Origin of the sequence: Stenotrophomonas geniculata ATCC 19374 = JCM 13324 (assembly GCF_001431625.1) — a bacterium.
GTDB classification, from domain to species: Bacteria; Pseudomonadota; Gammaproteobacteria; order Xanthomonadales; family Xanthomonadaceae; genus Stenotrophomonas; species Stenotrophomonas geniculata.
Genome location: NZ_LLXT01000016.1, coordinates 1 through 13,445, shown reverse-complemented (window position 1 = coordinate 13,445; position 13,445 = coordinate 1). Strand labels below are relative to the sequence as shown.

General features: G+C 67.6%; 12 protein-coding genes. 9 read left to right on the top strand and 3 right to left on the bottom strand.

The features are described 5' to 3' along the window. Positions 1 to 149: 149 nt before the first annotated feature. Positions 150 to 770, bottom strand: a complete 621-nt coding sequence (locus ARC63_RS01020; RefSeq protein WP_057502300.1) for a thymidine kinase — start codon at positions 768 to 770, stop codon at positions 150 to 152. Positions 771 to 871: 101 nt separating this feature from the next. Between ARC63_RS01020 and ARC63_RS01015 the strand changes: the two genes are divergently transcribed. Both ARC63_RS01015 and ARC63_RS01010 read left to right on the top strand, forming a co-directional pair. After that, a complete protein-coding gene (locus tag ARC63_RS01015; protein ID WP_057502299.1) occupies positions 872 to 2,848 on the top strand; it encodes a UvrD-helicase domain-containing protein in 1,977 nt (658 codons plus the stop codon). A 261-nt stretch (positions 2,849 to 3,109) separates the two neighbouring features. Then, entirely contained in the window at positions 3,110 to 3,634 is a 525-nt protein-coding gene (locus ARC63_RS01010; protein WP_043397785.1) for a GNAT family N-acetyltransferase, read from the top strand. Between the two features lie 117 nt (positions 3,635 to 3,751). On the opposite strand, the gene ARC63_RS01005 is transcribed toward ARC63_RS01010, so the two are convergent. Further along, positions 3,752 to 4,405, bottom strand: a complete 654-nt coding sequence (locus ARC63_RS01005; protein WP_010487332.1) for a YceH family protein — start codon at positions 4,403 to 4,405, stop codon at positions 3,752 to 3,754. A gap of 101 nt (positions 4,406 to 4,506) precedes the next feature. On the opposite strand from ARC63_RS01005, the gene ARC63_RS01000 reads away from it, so the two are divergent. From ARC63_RS01000 to plsB, 4 genes are all read left to right on the top strand, one after another. Beyond that, positions 4,507 to 5,430, top strand: coding sequence for a 5'-nucleotidase, lipoprotein e(P4) family (locus ARC63_RS01000; protein WP_010487329.1), 924 nt, complete (start codon positions 4,507 to 4,509; stop codon positions 5,428 to 5,430). Then, the gene (gene pyrF / locus ARC63_RS00995; protein WP_057502298.1) at positions 5,427 to 6,152 is read left to right on the top strand and encodes an orotidine-5'-phosphate decarboxylase; all 726 of its coding nucleotides are present in this window, start codon (positions 5,427 to 5,429) and stop codon (positions 6,150 to 6,152) included. Before ARC63_RS01000 ends, pyrF begins: the two co-directional genes overlap by 4 nt. Positions 6,153 to 6,575: 423 nt before the next feature. Continuing rightward, positions 6,576 to 7,529: a hypothetical protein gene (locus tag ARC63_RS00990; RefSeq protein ID WP_019338155.1), complete on the top strand. Its 954-nt coding sequence runs from the start codon at positions 6,576 to 6,578 to the stop codon at positions 7,527 to 7,529. Continuing rightward, positions 7,529 to 10,165: a glycerol-3-phosphate 1-O-acyltransferase PlsB gene (gene plsB / locus ARC63_RS00985; protein ID WP_029380147.1), complete on the top strand. Its 2,637-nt coding sequence runs from the start codon at positions 7,529 to 7,531 to the stop codon at positions 10,163 to 10,165. Before ARC63_RS00990 ends, plsB begins: the two co-directional genes overlap by 1 nt. 106 nt (positions 10,166 to 10,271) lie before the next feature. On the opposite strand, the gene ARC63_RS00980 is transcribed toward plsB, so the two are convergent. Then, positions 10,272 to 10,475, bottom strand: coding sequence for a YdcH family protein (locus ARC63_RS00980; RefSeq protein ID WP_005421068.1), 204 nt, complete (start codon positions 10,473 to 10,475; stop codon positions 10,272 to 10,274). A 91-nt stretch (positions 10,476 to 10,566) separates the two neighbouring features. On the opposite strand from ARC63_RS00980, the gene ttcA reads away from it, so the two are divergent. The 3 genes from ttcA to ARC63_RS00965 are packed head-to-tail and all read left to right on the top strand — an operon-like array spanning position 10,567 to position 13,280. Next, complete coding sequence (gene ttcA, locus ARC63_RS00975; protein ID WP_029550675.1) at positions 10,567 to 11,499, top strand: tRNA 2-thiocytidine(32) synthetase TtcA; 933 nt, start codon at positions 10,567 to 10,569, stop codon at positions 11,497 to 11,499. Between the two features lie 36 nt (positions 11,500 to 11,535). Further along, a complete protein-coding gene (locus ARC63_RS00970) occupies positions 11,536 to 12,441 on the top strand; it encodes a recombination-associated protein RdgC (RefSeq protein ID WP_005411825.1) in 906 nt (301 codons plus the stop codon). A gap of 59 nt (positions 12,442 to 12,500) precedes the next feature. Next, a complete protein-coding gene (locus ARC63_RS00965) occupies positions 12,501 to 13,280 on the top strand; it encodes a M48 family metallopeptidase (RefSeq protein WP_010487316.1) in 780 nt (259 codons plus the stop codon). Positions 13,281 to 13,445: the final 165 nt, after the last annotated feature.

Genomic DNA, 13,445 nt, shown 5'->3' with positions numbered 1-13,445 from the left:
CGCATGGATGCGGCGACCAAGGCTACATGGACGTACTTGCGCCGTCCCCGCACACCCACAGTGCCCCGCCATCCCACGGAATGCCAGCTTTCGCTGTTGACGTTGCTGTTGCCTCTGCAGGTGCAGGGCGCAGCCCTGCCGAACACCATTTACAACGGCAGCGGGACCTGCGCCGGATCGATACGCCCTTCACCGCGGGTGATCTTCTTGAACTCGGCGCGGCTGACCGACACGTAGCGGTCGTTGCCGCCGATCTCCACCTGCGGGCCGTCCTGTACCGCGTGGCCATGCTCGTCCACGCGCACGGTCATCGTCGCCTTCTTGCCGCTGTGGCAGATGGTCTTGATCTCCTGCATCTCGTCGGCCCAGGCCAGCAGGTACTGGCTGCCTTCGAACAGCTCGCCGCGGAAGTCGGTGCGCAGGCCGTAGCACAGCACCGGAATGCGCAGCTGGTCGACCACCTCGCTGAGCTGCCAGACCTGGGCGCGGGTCAGGAACTGCGCCTCGTCCACCAGCACACAGCCCATCGGCCCGTTCGTCGCCAGGTCCTGCTCGACCCAGCGTTGCAGGTCGGTGTCACGATCGAAGGCCATGCCCTCGGCGCGCAGGCCGATCCGCGAGGCGACCACGCCGGCGCCGGCACGATCGTCCAGGCGCGGGGTCAGGATCGCCACCCGCATGCCGCGCTCGCGGTAGTTGTGAGCGCTCTGCAGCAGGGTGGTGGTCTTGCCGGCGTTCATCGCCGAATAGTAGAAATAGAGCTTGGCCATCGGCTGATTGTACGCCGCTGCCCCGACGCGCCGACGCCGTTCAGCATCCCCACCGGCCGGCGGCTGTGGCCGTCACCCGGGCCCGCTACAATCCCTCTCCAATGCACGGTCTCAATCCCCCCCAAGCCGCCGCCGTCCTCCATATCGAAGGCCCCCTGCTGGTGCTGGCCGGTGCGGGCAGCGGCAAGACGCGCGTGATCGTGGAGAAGATCGCCCACCTGATCGGCTGTGGTCGCTACCCGGCCCGCCGTATCGCAGCGATCACCTTCACCAACAAGTCGGCCAAGGAAATGCGCGAGCGTGTGGCCAAGCGCCTGCGCGAGCAGGATGCCGACGAGGTGACCATCTGCACCTTCCATGCGCTGGGCCTGAAGTTCCTGCAGATCGAACACGCCGCCGTCGGCCTGAAGCGCGGCTTCTCGATCTTCGATGCCGATGATGCCGCTGCGCAGATCAAGGACCTGATGTCCGGGGCCAAGCCCGACGACATCGAGGACATGAAGAACCTGGTGTCGCGCGCGAAGAACGCCGGCCTGTCGCCCGAACAGGCGATGGCCGCCGCGCGCAGCAACCGCGAGAAGGAAGCGGCCAGCGTCTACGAGCGCTACCAGCTGCGCTTGACCGCGTTCAACGCCGTCGACTTCGATGACCTGATCCGTTTGCCGGTGCAGATCCTGGAAGAAAACCCGGAGATCGCGCTGGCCTGGCGTGAGCGCATCGGCTACCTGCTGGTGGACGAATGCCAGGACACCAACGACGCGCAGTACCGCCTGCTCAAGCAGTTGGCCGGTGACAAGGGCAACTTCACCTGCGTGGGCGATGACGATCAGTCGATCTACGCCTGGCGTGGTGCCAACCCGGAAAACCTGCAGCAGATGGGGCGTGACTACCCCGCGCTGGAAATCATCAAGCTGGAGCAGAACTACCGCTGCTCCAACCGCGTGCTGCGCGCCGCCAACGCGCTGATCGCCAACAATCCGCATGAGCACCTGAAGAAGCTGTGGAGCGACCAGGCCGACGGCGAACGCATCCGTGTGTGGGAATGCCGCAACAGCGAACACGAAGCGGAAAAGGTCGCCGCCGAAATCGCCTTCGTGGCGCAGTCGCGCAACGTGCCGTGGAGTGATTTCTGCATCCTGTTCCGCGGCAACTTCCAGTCGCGCCCGCTGGAAAAGGCGATGCAGCTGCTGCGTATTCCCTACCACCTGACCGGCGGCACCATGTTCCTGGAACGCCAGGAAGTGAAGGACACGCTGGCCTGGCTGCGGCTGCTGGTGAACCCGGACGATGACACCGCGTTCATGCGGGCGGTGCAGTCGCCCAAGCGCGATGTGGGCGCCGGTACGCTGGCCAGGCTGGCCGAGCTGGCGCAGGAAAAGGACATGCCGATGGCGCATGTGGCCGAGACCATCGGCGCCCTGCAGCAGTTGCCGCCGCGCGCGGCCAACAGCCTGGCGCGCTTCACCGACATCCTGCGCGACCTGCGGGCGCAGATGCGCCAGGTGACGTCCGGCGACATGATCCGCAAGGTGGCCAAGGAATCGGGCCTGCTCAGCGAACTGCGCCAGCAGGCCAAGGAAGAGGCTAGCTACCAGCGCCGTGCCAACAACATCGAGGAGCTGGCGCAGTGGTTCGAGGGCGGCCCGCGTGGCGCCACCGCCGCCGACCTGGCCGGGCAGCTGGCGCTGCTGTCGCGCAGCGACAAGGACGAGGGGGGCAATCAGGTGCGCATGATGACCCTGCACGCTTCCAAGGGCCTGGAGTTCCCGTATGTGTTCATCGTTGGCTGCGAGGACGGCGTGCTGCCGCACCAGGTGAGCCTGGACGAGGGCAACCTGCAGGAAGAACGTCGCCTGCTGTACGTGGGCATCACCCGCGCCAAGATCCAGCTGTGGATGAGCTACAGCAAGCTGACGCGCAAGTTTGGCGAACATGTGCGGTTGAAGCCGAGCCGGTTCTTCGAGGAGATTCCGGCCGAGGAGATCCAGCGCGACGGTGCCGATCCGGTGGCCGATGCGGCGCGCAAGAAGGAACGGGCGAGCGCGGGGTTGGCGGCGATTGAGGCGCTGTTCGACTAGGGCGCTCCAACGGCGCCGCCCCTCCGTGGTGGAGCGCGCGTTGGTTCCGCAGTGTGGCCGGTCGGGGTGGGTTCGCGGGGGACGCCGTGAACCCGTCCTTGGGGGCTTAGCCGCGCCATCCATGGCGCGGATACCCCCGCGAACCCACCCCGACCGGCCTCTGACAGATTCCGGGCGCTTCCTTCCACGGCAATGCAGAGGAAATCAAAAGCAACAGCCGGCGGTTGAGGCAGAATCGGGGTTTCGGCTGGAGGTCTGCCTGTGCAACCGATCGAGAGTGAGCGCCTGCGGCTGCGGGCCATTGAACCGGACCGTGATGCGGCACCGATGCTGGCCCTGCTCAACGATCCGGGCTTCGTGCGTTTCATCGGTGACCGCAACGTGCGCGACGAAGAACAGGCGCGGGAATACATCGCGCTGCGGGTGCTGCACAGCTATGCGTTGAATGGCTTCGGCATGTATGCCATCGAGCGGTTGTCCGATGGTGCCTGGCTGGGCAACGCCGGGCTGGTGCGGCGGGATGGCCTGCCGGGGCCGGACATCGGCTATGCGGTGCTGTCGGAATTCGCCGGGCAGGGCTATGCCGGTGAGGCGGCACGCGCGGTGTTCGCGCATGCGCGTGGAGCGCTGGGCCTGCACGATCTGTATGGCATCACCGATCTGGACAACGTGGTGTCCGGGAAGATCCTGCAGGGCCTGGGTATGCAGACGCGCGGGGTGATCCAGTTGCCGGGCGTGGACAGCCCGAGCCGGTTGTATGCAACGCCCGGTGCGGCGCAGGTCTGACCCTTGATGTTGGTAGGTGCCGGCCGCTGGCCGGCACAGTAGCGGCTGATGGTAGGTGCCGACCGTTGGTCGGCACTATTCAGATGCAGTGCCGACCAACGGTCGGCACCCACCCCCTCAACCGCGCAGTTCGGCCAACTGTGCCTGCAGTTCGGCCACCGCCGCTTCCAGCTGGGCCACGCGCTCGGCCAGGCCCGGGTCGGCCGCATCGCTGCTGCCACCGCCGCTGCTGGCGTACTTCGCCGCCAGCGCCGCGCCGTCCACTTCGCCGCACAGCAGGTGCATGTAGCGGTCTTCGCGCTGGCCGCTGGCGCGCGGCAGCACCACCAGCAGCGCGCGCTGCTGCAGGCGATCGATGGCGTGGCGGGCCTCGTCGGTGTCGGCGAAGCGGTGCAGGCGTTCGCTGCGCGTGACCAGCTCGCCCAGCGTCTGCGGCCCACGCAGCAGCAGCAGCGCCAGCAGCACGGTCTGCTGCCGGGTCAGGTCCAGCGCGGCCTGCAGGCGGTGCTCGTAGCGGTCCGCGCGCGAGGAGAAGTGCTGGCGGGCCAGGCCCAGCGCCTCCAGCTGGCGCAGCGCATGTTGCACGCTGCCGGCATCGACGTTCATCACCGGCTCGCGGGCGGTCTTCTGGTTGGCGGCCGATTGGGCGGCATTGACGGTCAGCGGATAGGTGTCCGGGGTGGTCGCCTCCTTCTCCACCAGGCAGCCCAGCAGGCGGGCCTGCACGGCGTCGAGCAGGGGGACGTCGGGGGTCTGGGTGGAATCGGTCATGGCGGCCTCCGGAAGGGCAACGGGTCAACCGCCAAGCATAGCCGTCCCGGGACCGCCTTTGCCGGTAAAATGCGCCGGTATATCTGATTGCCGGTGAATCCATGCGTCGTCCCGTTTCCCTGTCCCTGACCCTGCTCGCCACTGCGGCGCTGGGCCTGTCTGCCTGCAAGCGCGTGGATGCGCCTGCCGCTGAAGCCGCTGCACCGGAGGCCCCGGCCGCCGCTGCCAAGGCGGACGGCGCGCTCGATCCCACTGCCAATGACAACCTCAATGCAGTGCTGTGGATGCAGCGTGCGCAGGAGTACAAGGCGATCACCGAGCAGACCTACCGCGCCGCCGCCGACCACCTGGACGCCGCGCTGAAGGAAGCCCACTGGGATGCGCTGGTGCCGGAAGAACGCGGCAACGAGGCCAAGGGCCTGAAGCCGGCCGTGGTGCTGGACGTGGACGAGACCGTGCTGGACAACTCGCCCTACCAGGCGCGCCTGGTGCGCGACGGCAAGGAATACGATGAGTTGAGCTGGGACCAGTGGGTGGCCGAAAAGAAGGCCAAGGCCATCCCGGGCGTGGTCGATTTCGCCAAGGCCGCCAACGCCAAGGGCGTGACCCTGCTGTACATCTCCAACCGCGCCGTGCACCTGAAGGACGCGACCCTGGCCAACCTGCGCGAGCAGGGCCTGCCGGTGGCCGACGACAGCGTGTTCCTGGGCCTGGGCACCGTGGTCGAAGGCTGCGAGCAGGCCGGCAGCGAGAAGAACTGCCGCCGCCGCCTGGCCGGGCAGAAGTACCGCGTGCTGATGCAGTTCGGCGACCAGCTGGGCGATTTCGTCGAAGTGACCGCCAACACCAACGACGGCCGTGACGCGCTGCTGCAGCAGTACCACGACTGGTTCGGCGAGCGCTGGTGGATGCTGCCGAACCCGACCTACGGCGGCTTCGAGCCGGCGCAGTTCAACAACGACTACAGCCAGTCGCGCCAGGCCCGCCACGACGCCAAGCGCGCTGCCCTGGACTACGCACCGTGAGCCGCGCGCCGCTGCCGCTGCGCGACGACGAGCGCCTGATCTTCGCGCTGGACGTGCCTGACCGCGTGCAGGCGCTTGAGTGGGTCGACCGCCTCGGCGACAGCGTGGCGTTCTACAAGATCGGCATGGAACTGCTCGCCTCCGGCGAGTACTTCCAGGTGCTGGACGAGCTGGCCCGCCGCGACAAGCGCGTGTTCGTCGACCTGAAGTTCTTCGACATTCCGGCCACCGCTGCGGCGGTGATCAAGCGCCTGTCGCAGTGGCCGGTCAGCTACGCCACCATCCATGGCTGGCACCCGGCCATGATGGAGGCCTGCGCCGCCGCCAACAGCGGCGACATGCGCCTGCTGGCGGTGACCGTGCTGACCTCGATGGGCCGTCCGGACCTGGCGCAGATGGGCATCGACCGTGAACCGGTGGACGTGGTGGTCGAGCGCGCGCTGGCCGCCCAGGCGGCCGGCATTGATGGCGTGATCGCCTCGGGCCAGGAAGCCGGCCCGATCCGTGCTGCCACCGGTGCCGGGTTCTCGATCGTCTGCCCGGGCATCCGCCCCGGTGGCCCGGTCGGCGATGACCAGAAGCGTACCGTTGGCGTGGCCCAGGCCTTTGCCGATGGCGCCGATGCCATTGTGGTCGGTCGCCCGATCCGCCTGGCCGCCGATCCGCAGGCCGCGGCCCGGGCCATCCAGCAGGAAATCACGTCGGCGCTGGCTGCGCGCTGAGATTCCGCTGCGCAGGCTGCAGGCCCGAACGCCATCCCGACCCGCGCGGGATGGCGTTTTTGCATCCGTCCACCAGCGGTTGTGCCCGAATCGCCGCAAAACCTGCCGTAGATTTCATGGCCTCCATGCGAAGCGCCGGGTTCATCAATAAAATCAATGTTTTATACGGAACTACGTGAAGTGTTGCCTTAACTTGAGCGGCAGCGTAGGATCGCCGCCATCCGGTCCTCGGACCGGACATGTGCCACAACACTGTCCACCGGCCCCGCGCCGGCTTGAAGAGCCTGTGATCCCCGTGATCCCGGCTCTTTTTTTATTCTGATCAGTGACTTGCACAAGCAACAGCGGAAACCGTGACGTCCCGGCTTGCCGCTGTCACGTCGCAGGCCGCAAGATGCGGACCGGTCCGGGGAGTCCGAGTGCATGAGCGTGGCAGTGCGAGGAAGGTCTGCGCGTGGATGGGGGCTGGCAGCCATGCTGCTGCTGGCGGTGGCCGCGTGTCGTGAATCGGCCAACGATCCGGCCAGGCCGGCGGCCGAACCGGTTGCGGCGGTGCAGGCGATGGCCCTGCGCCTGGCCGAAGACGATCTGGTCGGCTATGCAAAGCTGTCGGTACCGCCGAGCCAGTACCAGCGCCTGCAGCAGGCTTGGGCCGAGGGCCGCAGCCAGTGGCCGCTGACCGAGCTGCCGCTCGGTGACCAGCTGCTGCCGATGCTGGCCGCGCTGCGCGCGCCCAATGCCAGCGCCGAACTGCAACGCAGCTTCGACCGCCAGCTGGCAGGCCAGGCCGGCGCCGTGCGCCAGGCCGCGCAGTCGATGGGCAACTTCGGTGTGCAGTACCTGCGCCATCAGAAGGGCTACACACCGGGCCAGCAGGCGCATTACATCGCCCTCGTCGAAACCCTCGCCAGCTGGGCGCAGGGGGCACCGATCAGTGACCGCGCCCGCGCGCGCAGCACCATCGCCGCGCTGGTCGGCGCAGCCAGCAAGGTCGGCTTCGAGGATGAGGCCGGCATGCAGGCCGCGGGCATGGAAGGCAGCCTGCAGCAGCTCGCGCCGTTCATCCACACCCTCAAGGCGGTGCTGGGCAGCTACGGGCTGGGCGTGGACGATGCGCTGCGCAGCGTGCGCGGTGAGCTGCTCTCGGTGGAGGGTGACAATGCGCTGGTACGCCTGCACTACGACCTGGCTGGCCGCGAAATGACCCTGCAGCTGCCGCTGAGCCGTCGCGAGGGCCACTGGTACCTGACCCGCACCCTGGCCGACACCGACGCGTTGCTGCGCAAGGCCGATGCGGCCCGCGCTGCGGCGGCCCCCGCCCCGGTTGAAGCCCCCGCCGAGGGTGGGGAAGCGGCAACGCCGCCGCCTAAGCCATAATGGCGCCGATGTCGAAACAGAACCCGCTGCCGTTCCCCGGCGAAGAATCCCAGTCGACGCCCGCCGATACGGTGCCGGCGTCCCCCTCGACCGGTACCGGCCCGAACCCGGTACCGCCACCCGCGCACGCGCGTCCGGCCGGCCGCCGCCCGTTGTGGGCTCGCCTGCTGGGCCGCCTGGTCGAGCCGTGGCTGTCGCTGAAGATCGAGCCGGAAGACCCGGGCCAGTACAACGATGGCCGCCCGGTCATGTATGTGCTGGAAGACTACGGCCTGTCCAACGCGCTGATCCTGGACAAGGCCTGCCGCCAGGCTGGGCTGCCGTCGCCGCTGGTGCCGCTGGCCGGTGATCCGACCGGCCGCAAGCGCGCCTACCTGGCGCTGTCGCGGCGCAGCTCCAGCAACTCGCTGATCCCCGAGCAGCGTGGCGCCAAGACCCATTCCGATTCGCTGGCCAAGGTGCTGCAGGCCCATCGCGTGCGCGATGACCTGGACGTGCATCTGGTGCCGGTATCGATCTTCGTCGGCCGCGCGCCGGACAAGCAGAGCGGTTGGTTCGCGGTGCTGTTCTCGGAAAACTGGGCGCTGGTCGGCCGCTTCCGCCGCCTGCTGGCGGTGCTGCTCAACGGCCGCAGTACCATCGTCCGCTTCGCCCCGCCGATCTCGCTGCGCAGCACCGTGGACGAAGGCCTGGAGCCGGAGCGCACGGTACGTAAGCTGCAGCGCGTGCTGCGTACGCACTTCCGCCGCATCCGTGAATCGGTGATCGGCCCTGACCTGTCGACCCGCCGCCTGCTGGTGGACCAGGTGCTGGCGGCCGAACCGGTGCGCGAAGCGATCGCCTCGCAGGCCAAGCGCGACAACTCGAAGCCGGCCGACGCCTGGAAGAAGGCGCATGCCTACGCCTGGGAAATCGCCGCGGACTACTCCAGCCCGGTGGTGCGCTCGGCCAGCTTCATGCTCAGCCACGTGTGGAACCGCATCTATGCGGGCGTGCTGGTGCACCACCTGGACAAGTTCAAGGCCGCCGCGCCGGGCCACGAAGTGGTCTACGTGCCCAGCCACCGCAGCCACATGGACTACCTGCTGCTGTCCTACCTGCTGTACGACCGTGGCATCGTGCCGCCGCACATCGTGGCCGGCATCAACCTGAACCTGCCGGTGGTCGGCACCCTGCTGCGCAAGGGCGGTGCGTTCTTCATCCGCCGCTCGATCCGCGGCAACGCGCTGTATTCGGCCGTGCTCAGTGAGTACGTCGCGCAGCTGGTGGCCGGTGGCTATTCGCTGGAGTACTTCGTCGAAGGCGGCCGCTCGCGTACCGGGCGCCTGCTGCAGCCCAAGGGCGGCATGATCTCGATGACGCTGCGCGCGTTCCTGCGCCAGCCGCGCAAGCCGGTGCTGTTCCAGCCCATCTACATCGGCTACGAGAAGCTGATGGAGGGCGGCAGCTACCTGGACGAACTGTCCGGCCGGCCGAAGGAGAAGGAATCGATCTGGTCGCTGCTGTGGGGCATCCCCAAGGTGCTCAAGCAGAACTACGGCCAGGTGGTGGTGAACTTCGGCGAGCCGATCGCGCTGAACGACGTGCTGGCCGAGAAGGCCCCGGAGTGGAAGGGCGAGGCGGTGTCCGAGGACGAGAAGCCGGCGTGGCTGTCGACCACGGTGGATACGCTGGCCGAACGCATCCAGGTGCGCATCAACGGCGCCGCCGACGTAAACCCGATCAACCTGCTGGCGCTGGCCCTGCTGTCCACGCCGAAGCACGCGATGGGCGAGGCCGACCTGATCGCGCAGATCGAGCTGTGCAAGACGCTGCTGGTCGAGATGCCGTATTCGGACCGGGTGACGGTGACCCCGCATTCGCCGGAGCGGATCATCGCCCATGCCGAGGAAATCAACGTCCTCACCCGCGTCAAGCACCCCCTGGGCGATGTCCTCAGCGTCAGCGGCGATACCGCGGTGCTGCTGAGCTACTTCCGCAACAACGTGCTGCACCTGTTCACCGCCTCGTCGTGGGTGGCCTGCTGCTTCCAGAACAACCGCCGCATGAGCCGCACCGGCCTGGTCCAGCTGGGCCGCACGGTGTACCCGTTCCTGCAGGCCGAACTGTTCCTGCCGTGGAGCGAGGACGAGTTCGCCCAGCGCATCGACCAGACCATCGACGTGTTCGTGCGCGAGGGCCTGCTGCAGAACGTCAACGATGACGACGGTGGAATCCTGGCGCGCAACACCGGGCAGACCGACGAGGTGTTCCGCCTGCGTGCGATTGGCCATTCACTGCAGCAGGCATTCGAGCGCTACTACATCGCCATTTCGGTGCTGGTGAAGAACGGCCCGGGCGTGCTGGGTGCGGCCGAGCTGGAAAGCCTGTGCCAGCAGGCGGCGCAGCGTCTGAGCCTGCTCTATGCACCGGCCGCGCCGGAGTTCTTCGACCGCACCCTGTTCCGTGGCTTCATCCAGAAGCTGCGCGAGCTGCGCCTGGTGTGGCCGGACGAGAACAGCAAGCTGCTGTTCGACGAGCGCCTGGATGCCTGGGCCAAGGACGCCAAGTTCATCCTCGGCCGCGAGCTGCGCCACACCATCGAACGGGTCAGCCCGGAAGCGGCACGCCCGGACGAGCCGGCGCCGCAGGATTGAAGGTAGCGCCGGGCATGGCCATGCCCGGCGAACGGCATGCCAACCAAGGTTGGCATCTACCAGGGGCGAAGCAGTTGATCCACGCCATGCGTGGATGGGCCACCGCTCAGGCCGGTTCGTCGGGAATCTGCAGGCTTTCCAGCCTGGCGATGCAGTCCTTCAACTGCAGCTTGCGCCGCTTCAGGCGCTTGGCTTCCAGTTCGTCCTCGCCATTGGCGGCCATGCGGGTGATCTGTTCATCCAGCAGGCGGTGCTCGGCGCGCAGGGCGGCGAGGTGCTCGACGATCTCGGCGGGGCTGTAAGTGTCCACAGCCTCCGAGCATACACAGCGATGATGACTGCCGGGAGAGGGGAATCCCGACCCCCGGCCGTGGCCGCTCCGAGCCGTTAGAATGGAACCCATGAGTGCCGTGATTTCCCTTCCCGATCCCCTGCCGCGTTCCCAGCCGCGCGCCGCCCGCGATCCGCGCGTGGCCGAGCGCGAGCAGCACAAGCTGGCCAAGCGCCTGCGCCGCCAGGTCGGTGAGGCGATTGCCGACTTCGGCATGATCGAGGCCGGCGACAAGGTCATGGTCTGCCTGTCCGGCGGCAAGGACAGCTACACCCTGCTGGATGTGCTGCTGCAGCTGCAGAAGAAGGCGCCGGTGCCGTTCGAGCTGGTGGCGGTGAACCTGGACCAGAAGCAGCCGGACTTCCCCGAGCACGTGCTGCCGGAGTACCTGGCAGGGCTGGGCGTGCCGTACCACATCATCGAACAGGACACCTATTCGGTGGTCAGCCGGGTCATTCCGGAAGGCAAGACGATGTGCTCGCTGTGCTCGCGGCTGCGTCGTGGTGCGCTGTACAACTACGCCGAAAGCCATGGCTTCACCAAGATCGCGCTGGGCCACCACCGCGACGACATGGTGGCCACGTTCTTCATGAACCTGTTCCACCACGCCAAGCTGTCGGGCATGCCGCCGAAGCTGCGCAGCGACGACGGCAAGCATGTGGTGATCCGGCCGCTGGCCTACGTGCGCGAGAGTGACATCGTCGAGTACGCGCAGGCGCGCCAGTTCCCGATCATTCCCTGCAACCTGTGTGGCAGCCAGGAGAACCTGCAGCGCCGCCAGGTCGGCCTGATGCTGAAGCAGTGGGAGAAGGACCACCCGGGCCGCATCGAGCAGATCGCGCGCGCCATGAGTGAAGTCCGGCCCTCGCAGCTGGCTGACACCACCCTGTTCGATTTCATGGCGCTGGGCCGTCGCGACGACGCGCCGCTGCCCGACGCCCACGCCTGGCTGGCCGGTTCGCCGGCCGATGCCGACGCAGATCCCGAGACGCCCGCCGTTTAAGGTCGGTCGCCCTTCCTCTTTGCCATCCGGAATTCCATGTTCTTTCGCAACCTGACGTTCTTCCGTTTCCCGACCACCACCGATTTTTCCGAAGTCGACACCCTGCTGCCGCACGCCCTGCTGAAGCCGGTCGGCGCGCTGGAAATGAACTCGCGCGGTTTCATCTCACCGTTCGGCCGCGAGGAGAAGGAGCTGCTCTCCCACCGCATCGCCGAGCACCTGTGGCTGACCGTGGGCGGGGAGGACAAGATCCTGCCGGCGGCGGTGGTCAACGACCTGCTCGAGCGCAAGCTGGAGGAGATCGAGGAGAAGGAAGGCCGCCGCCCGGGTGGCCGCGAGCGCAAGCGCATGAAGGACGACCTGCTGCATGAACTGCTGCCGCGCGCCTTCGTGAAGTCCTCGCGCAACGACGCCTTCATCGACCTGCAGCACGGCTACGTGGCAGTGGATACCTCCAGCCGCAAGACCGGCGAATACTTCATGTCCGACATCCGCGGCCTGCTCGGCAGCTTCCCGGCGATGCCGCTAAACGCCGAAGTTGCGCCGCGCTCGATCCTGACCGGCTGGATCGCCGGCGAGCCGCTGCCGACCGGGCTGAGCCTGGGCGAAGAGTGCGAGATGAAGGACCCGGTGGAAGGTGGCGCGGTAGTCAAGTGCCAGCACCAGGAGCTGCGCTGCGACGAGATCGACAAGCACCTGGACGCCGGCAAGCAGGTGACCAAGCTGGCGCTGATCTTCGAGGACAACCTGTCCTTCGTGATCGGCGACGACCTGATCGTGCGCAAGCTGAAGTTCCTCGACGGTGCCCTGGACCAGCTGGAGCATGCCGACGAAGATGGCCGCCGCGCCGAGTTCGACGCCCGCTTCGCCCTGCAGAGCGCCGAGATCCGCCGCCTGTTCCTGTTGCTGGAAGAAGCCTTCAAGCTCAGCAAGGCTGACTGAACAGGCAGCCCGACGGCCGCCGGTCATCCGGCGGCCCCAAGCAGCGCTATGCTGGGTGCATGAGCCGTCTGTTGCGCCGCCTGATCAGCCCGACCCCGCCCGCCACCGTACAGCGCGACACCGTTCGCCTGCGCCTGGAGGATGCCGAGATCGAGGTACTGCGCGTGCGTGATCCGCGTGCACGGCGCATCAAGCTGAGCGTGGATGAGCGCGGCGCGCGCTTGACCCTGCCGCCGCGGGCAAGCCTGGCGATGGGCGAACGCTTCCTGGAACAGCACCGCGACTGGCTTGCACTGCAGCTGCGCCAGTACCAGGGCCAGGGCCTGCCGGCGCCGCTGCAGCCCGGCGAAGACGGCGTGCTGCCCCTGCGCGGCGAACTGCTGCCACTGCGCTGGCAGGAAGGCCGCTATGCGCGCCTGGAGATCGACGCGCACGGCGCCTGCGTGCAGTGGCCCACCCGTGGTGGTGACGCCACCCTGCGCCGTCTGCTGCGCGAGTTCTACGAAGCCCAGACCCGCGCCGACGTCGGGCGCTGGCTGCCGAAGTACCTGCCCACCCTGCCGCGCGCACCCAGCCGCCTGCGGCTGAAGGTGATGTCCTCGCAATGGGGCTCACTGGCCCCCGACGGCAGCATGGCACTGGACCTGGCCCTGGTGCTGGGCCGCTCGGAAGCGTTCGAATACGTGCTGGTGCATGAACTCTGCCACCTGATCCAGCCCAACCACTCGCCCGCGTTCTGGCACGAAGTGGAACAACGCTTCCCCGCCTGGCGCGAGCAGCGCGACTACTTCCAGCTGGAAGGGCGACGCCTGAAGGCCATGCTTCGCCAGCTTCTGTAACTGTAGAGCCGAGCCCACGCTCGGCTGCCGTTGAATGCAGCCGAGCGTGGGCTCGGCTCTACAGAAGCGCGCGACCCGCTCCTGCTCTTCTTTCTTTCTTCCGTGGTGGGCACACCGGAAACTGTCGAAGGACGGGATGGGTGGGATTGCGGGGGTGTCCGCGGC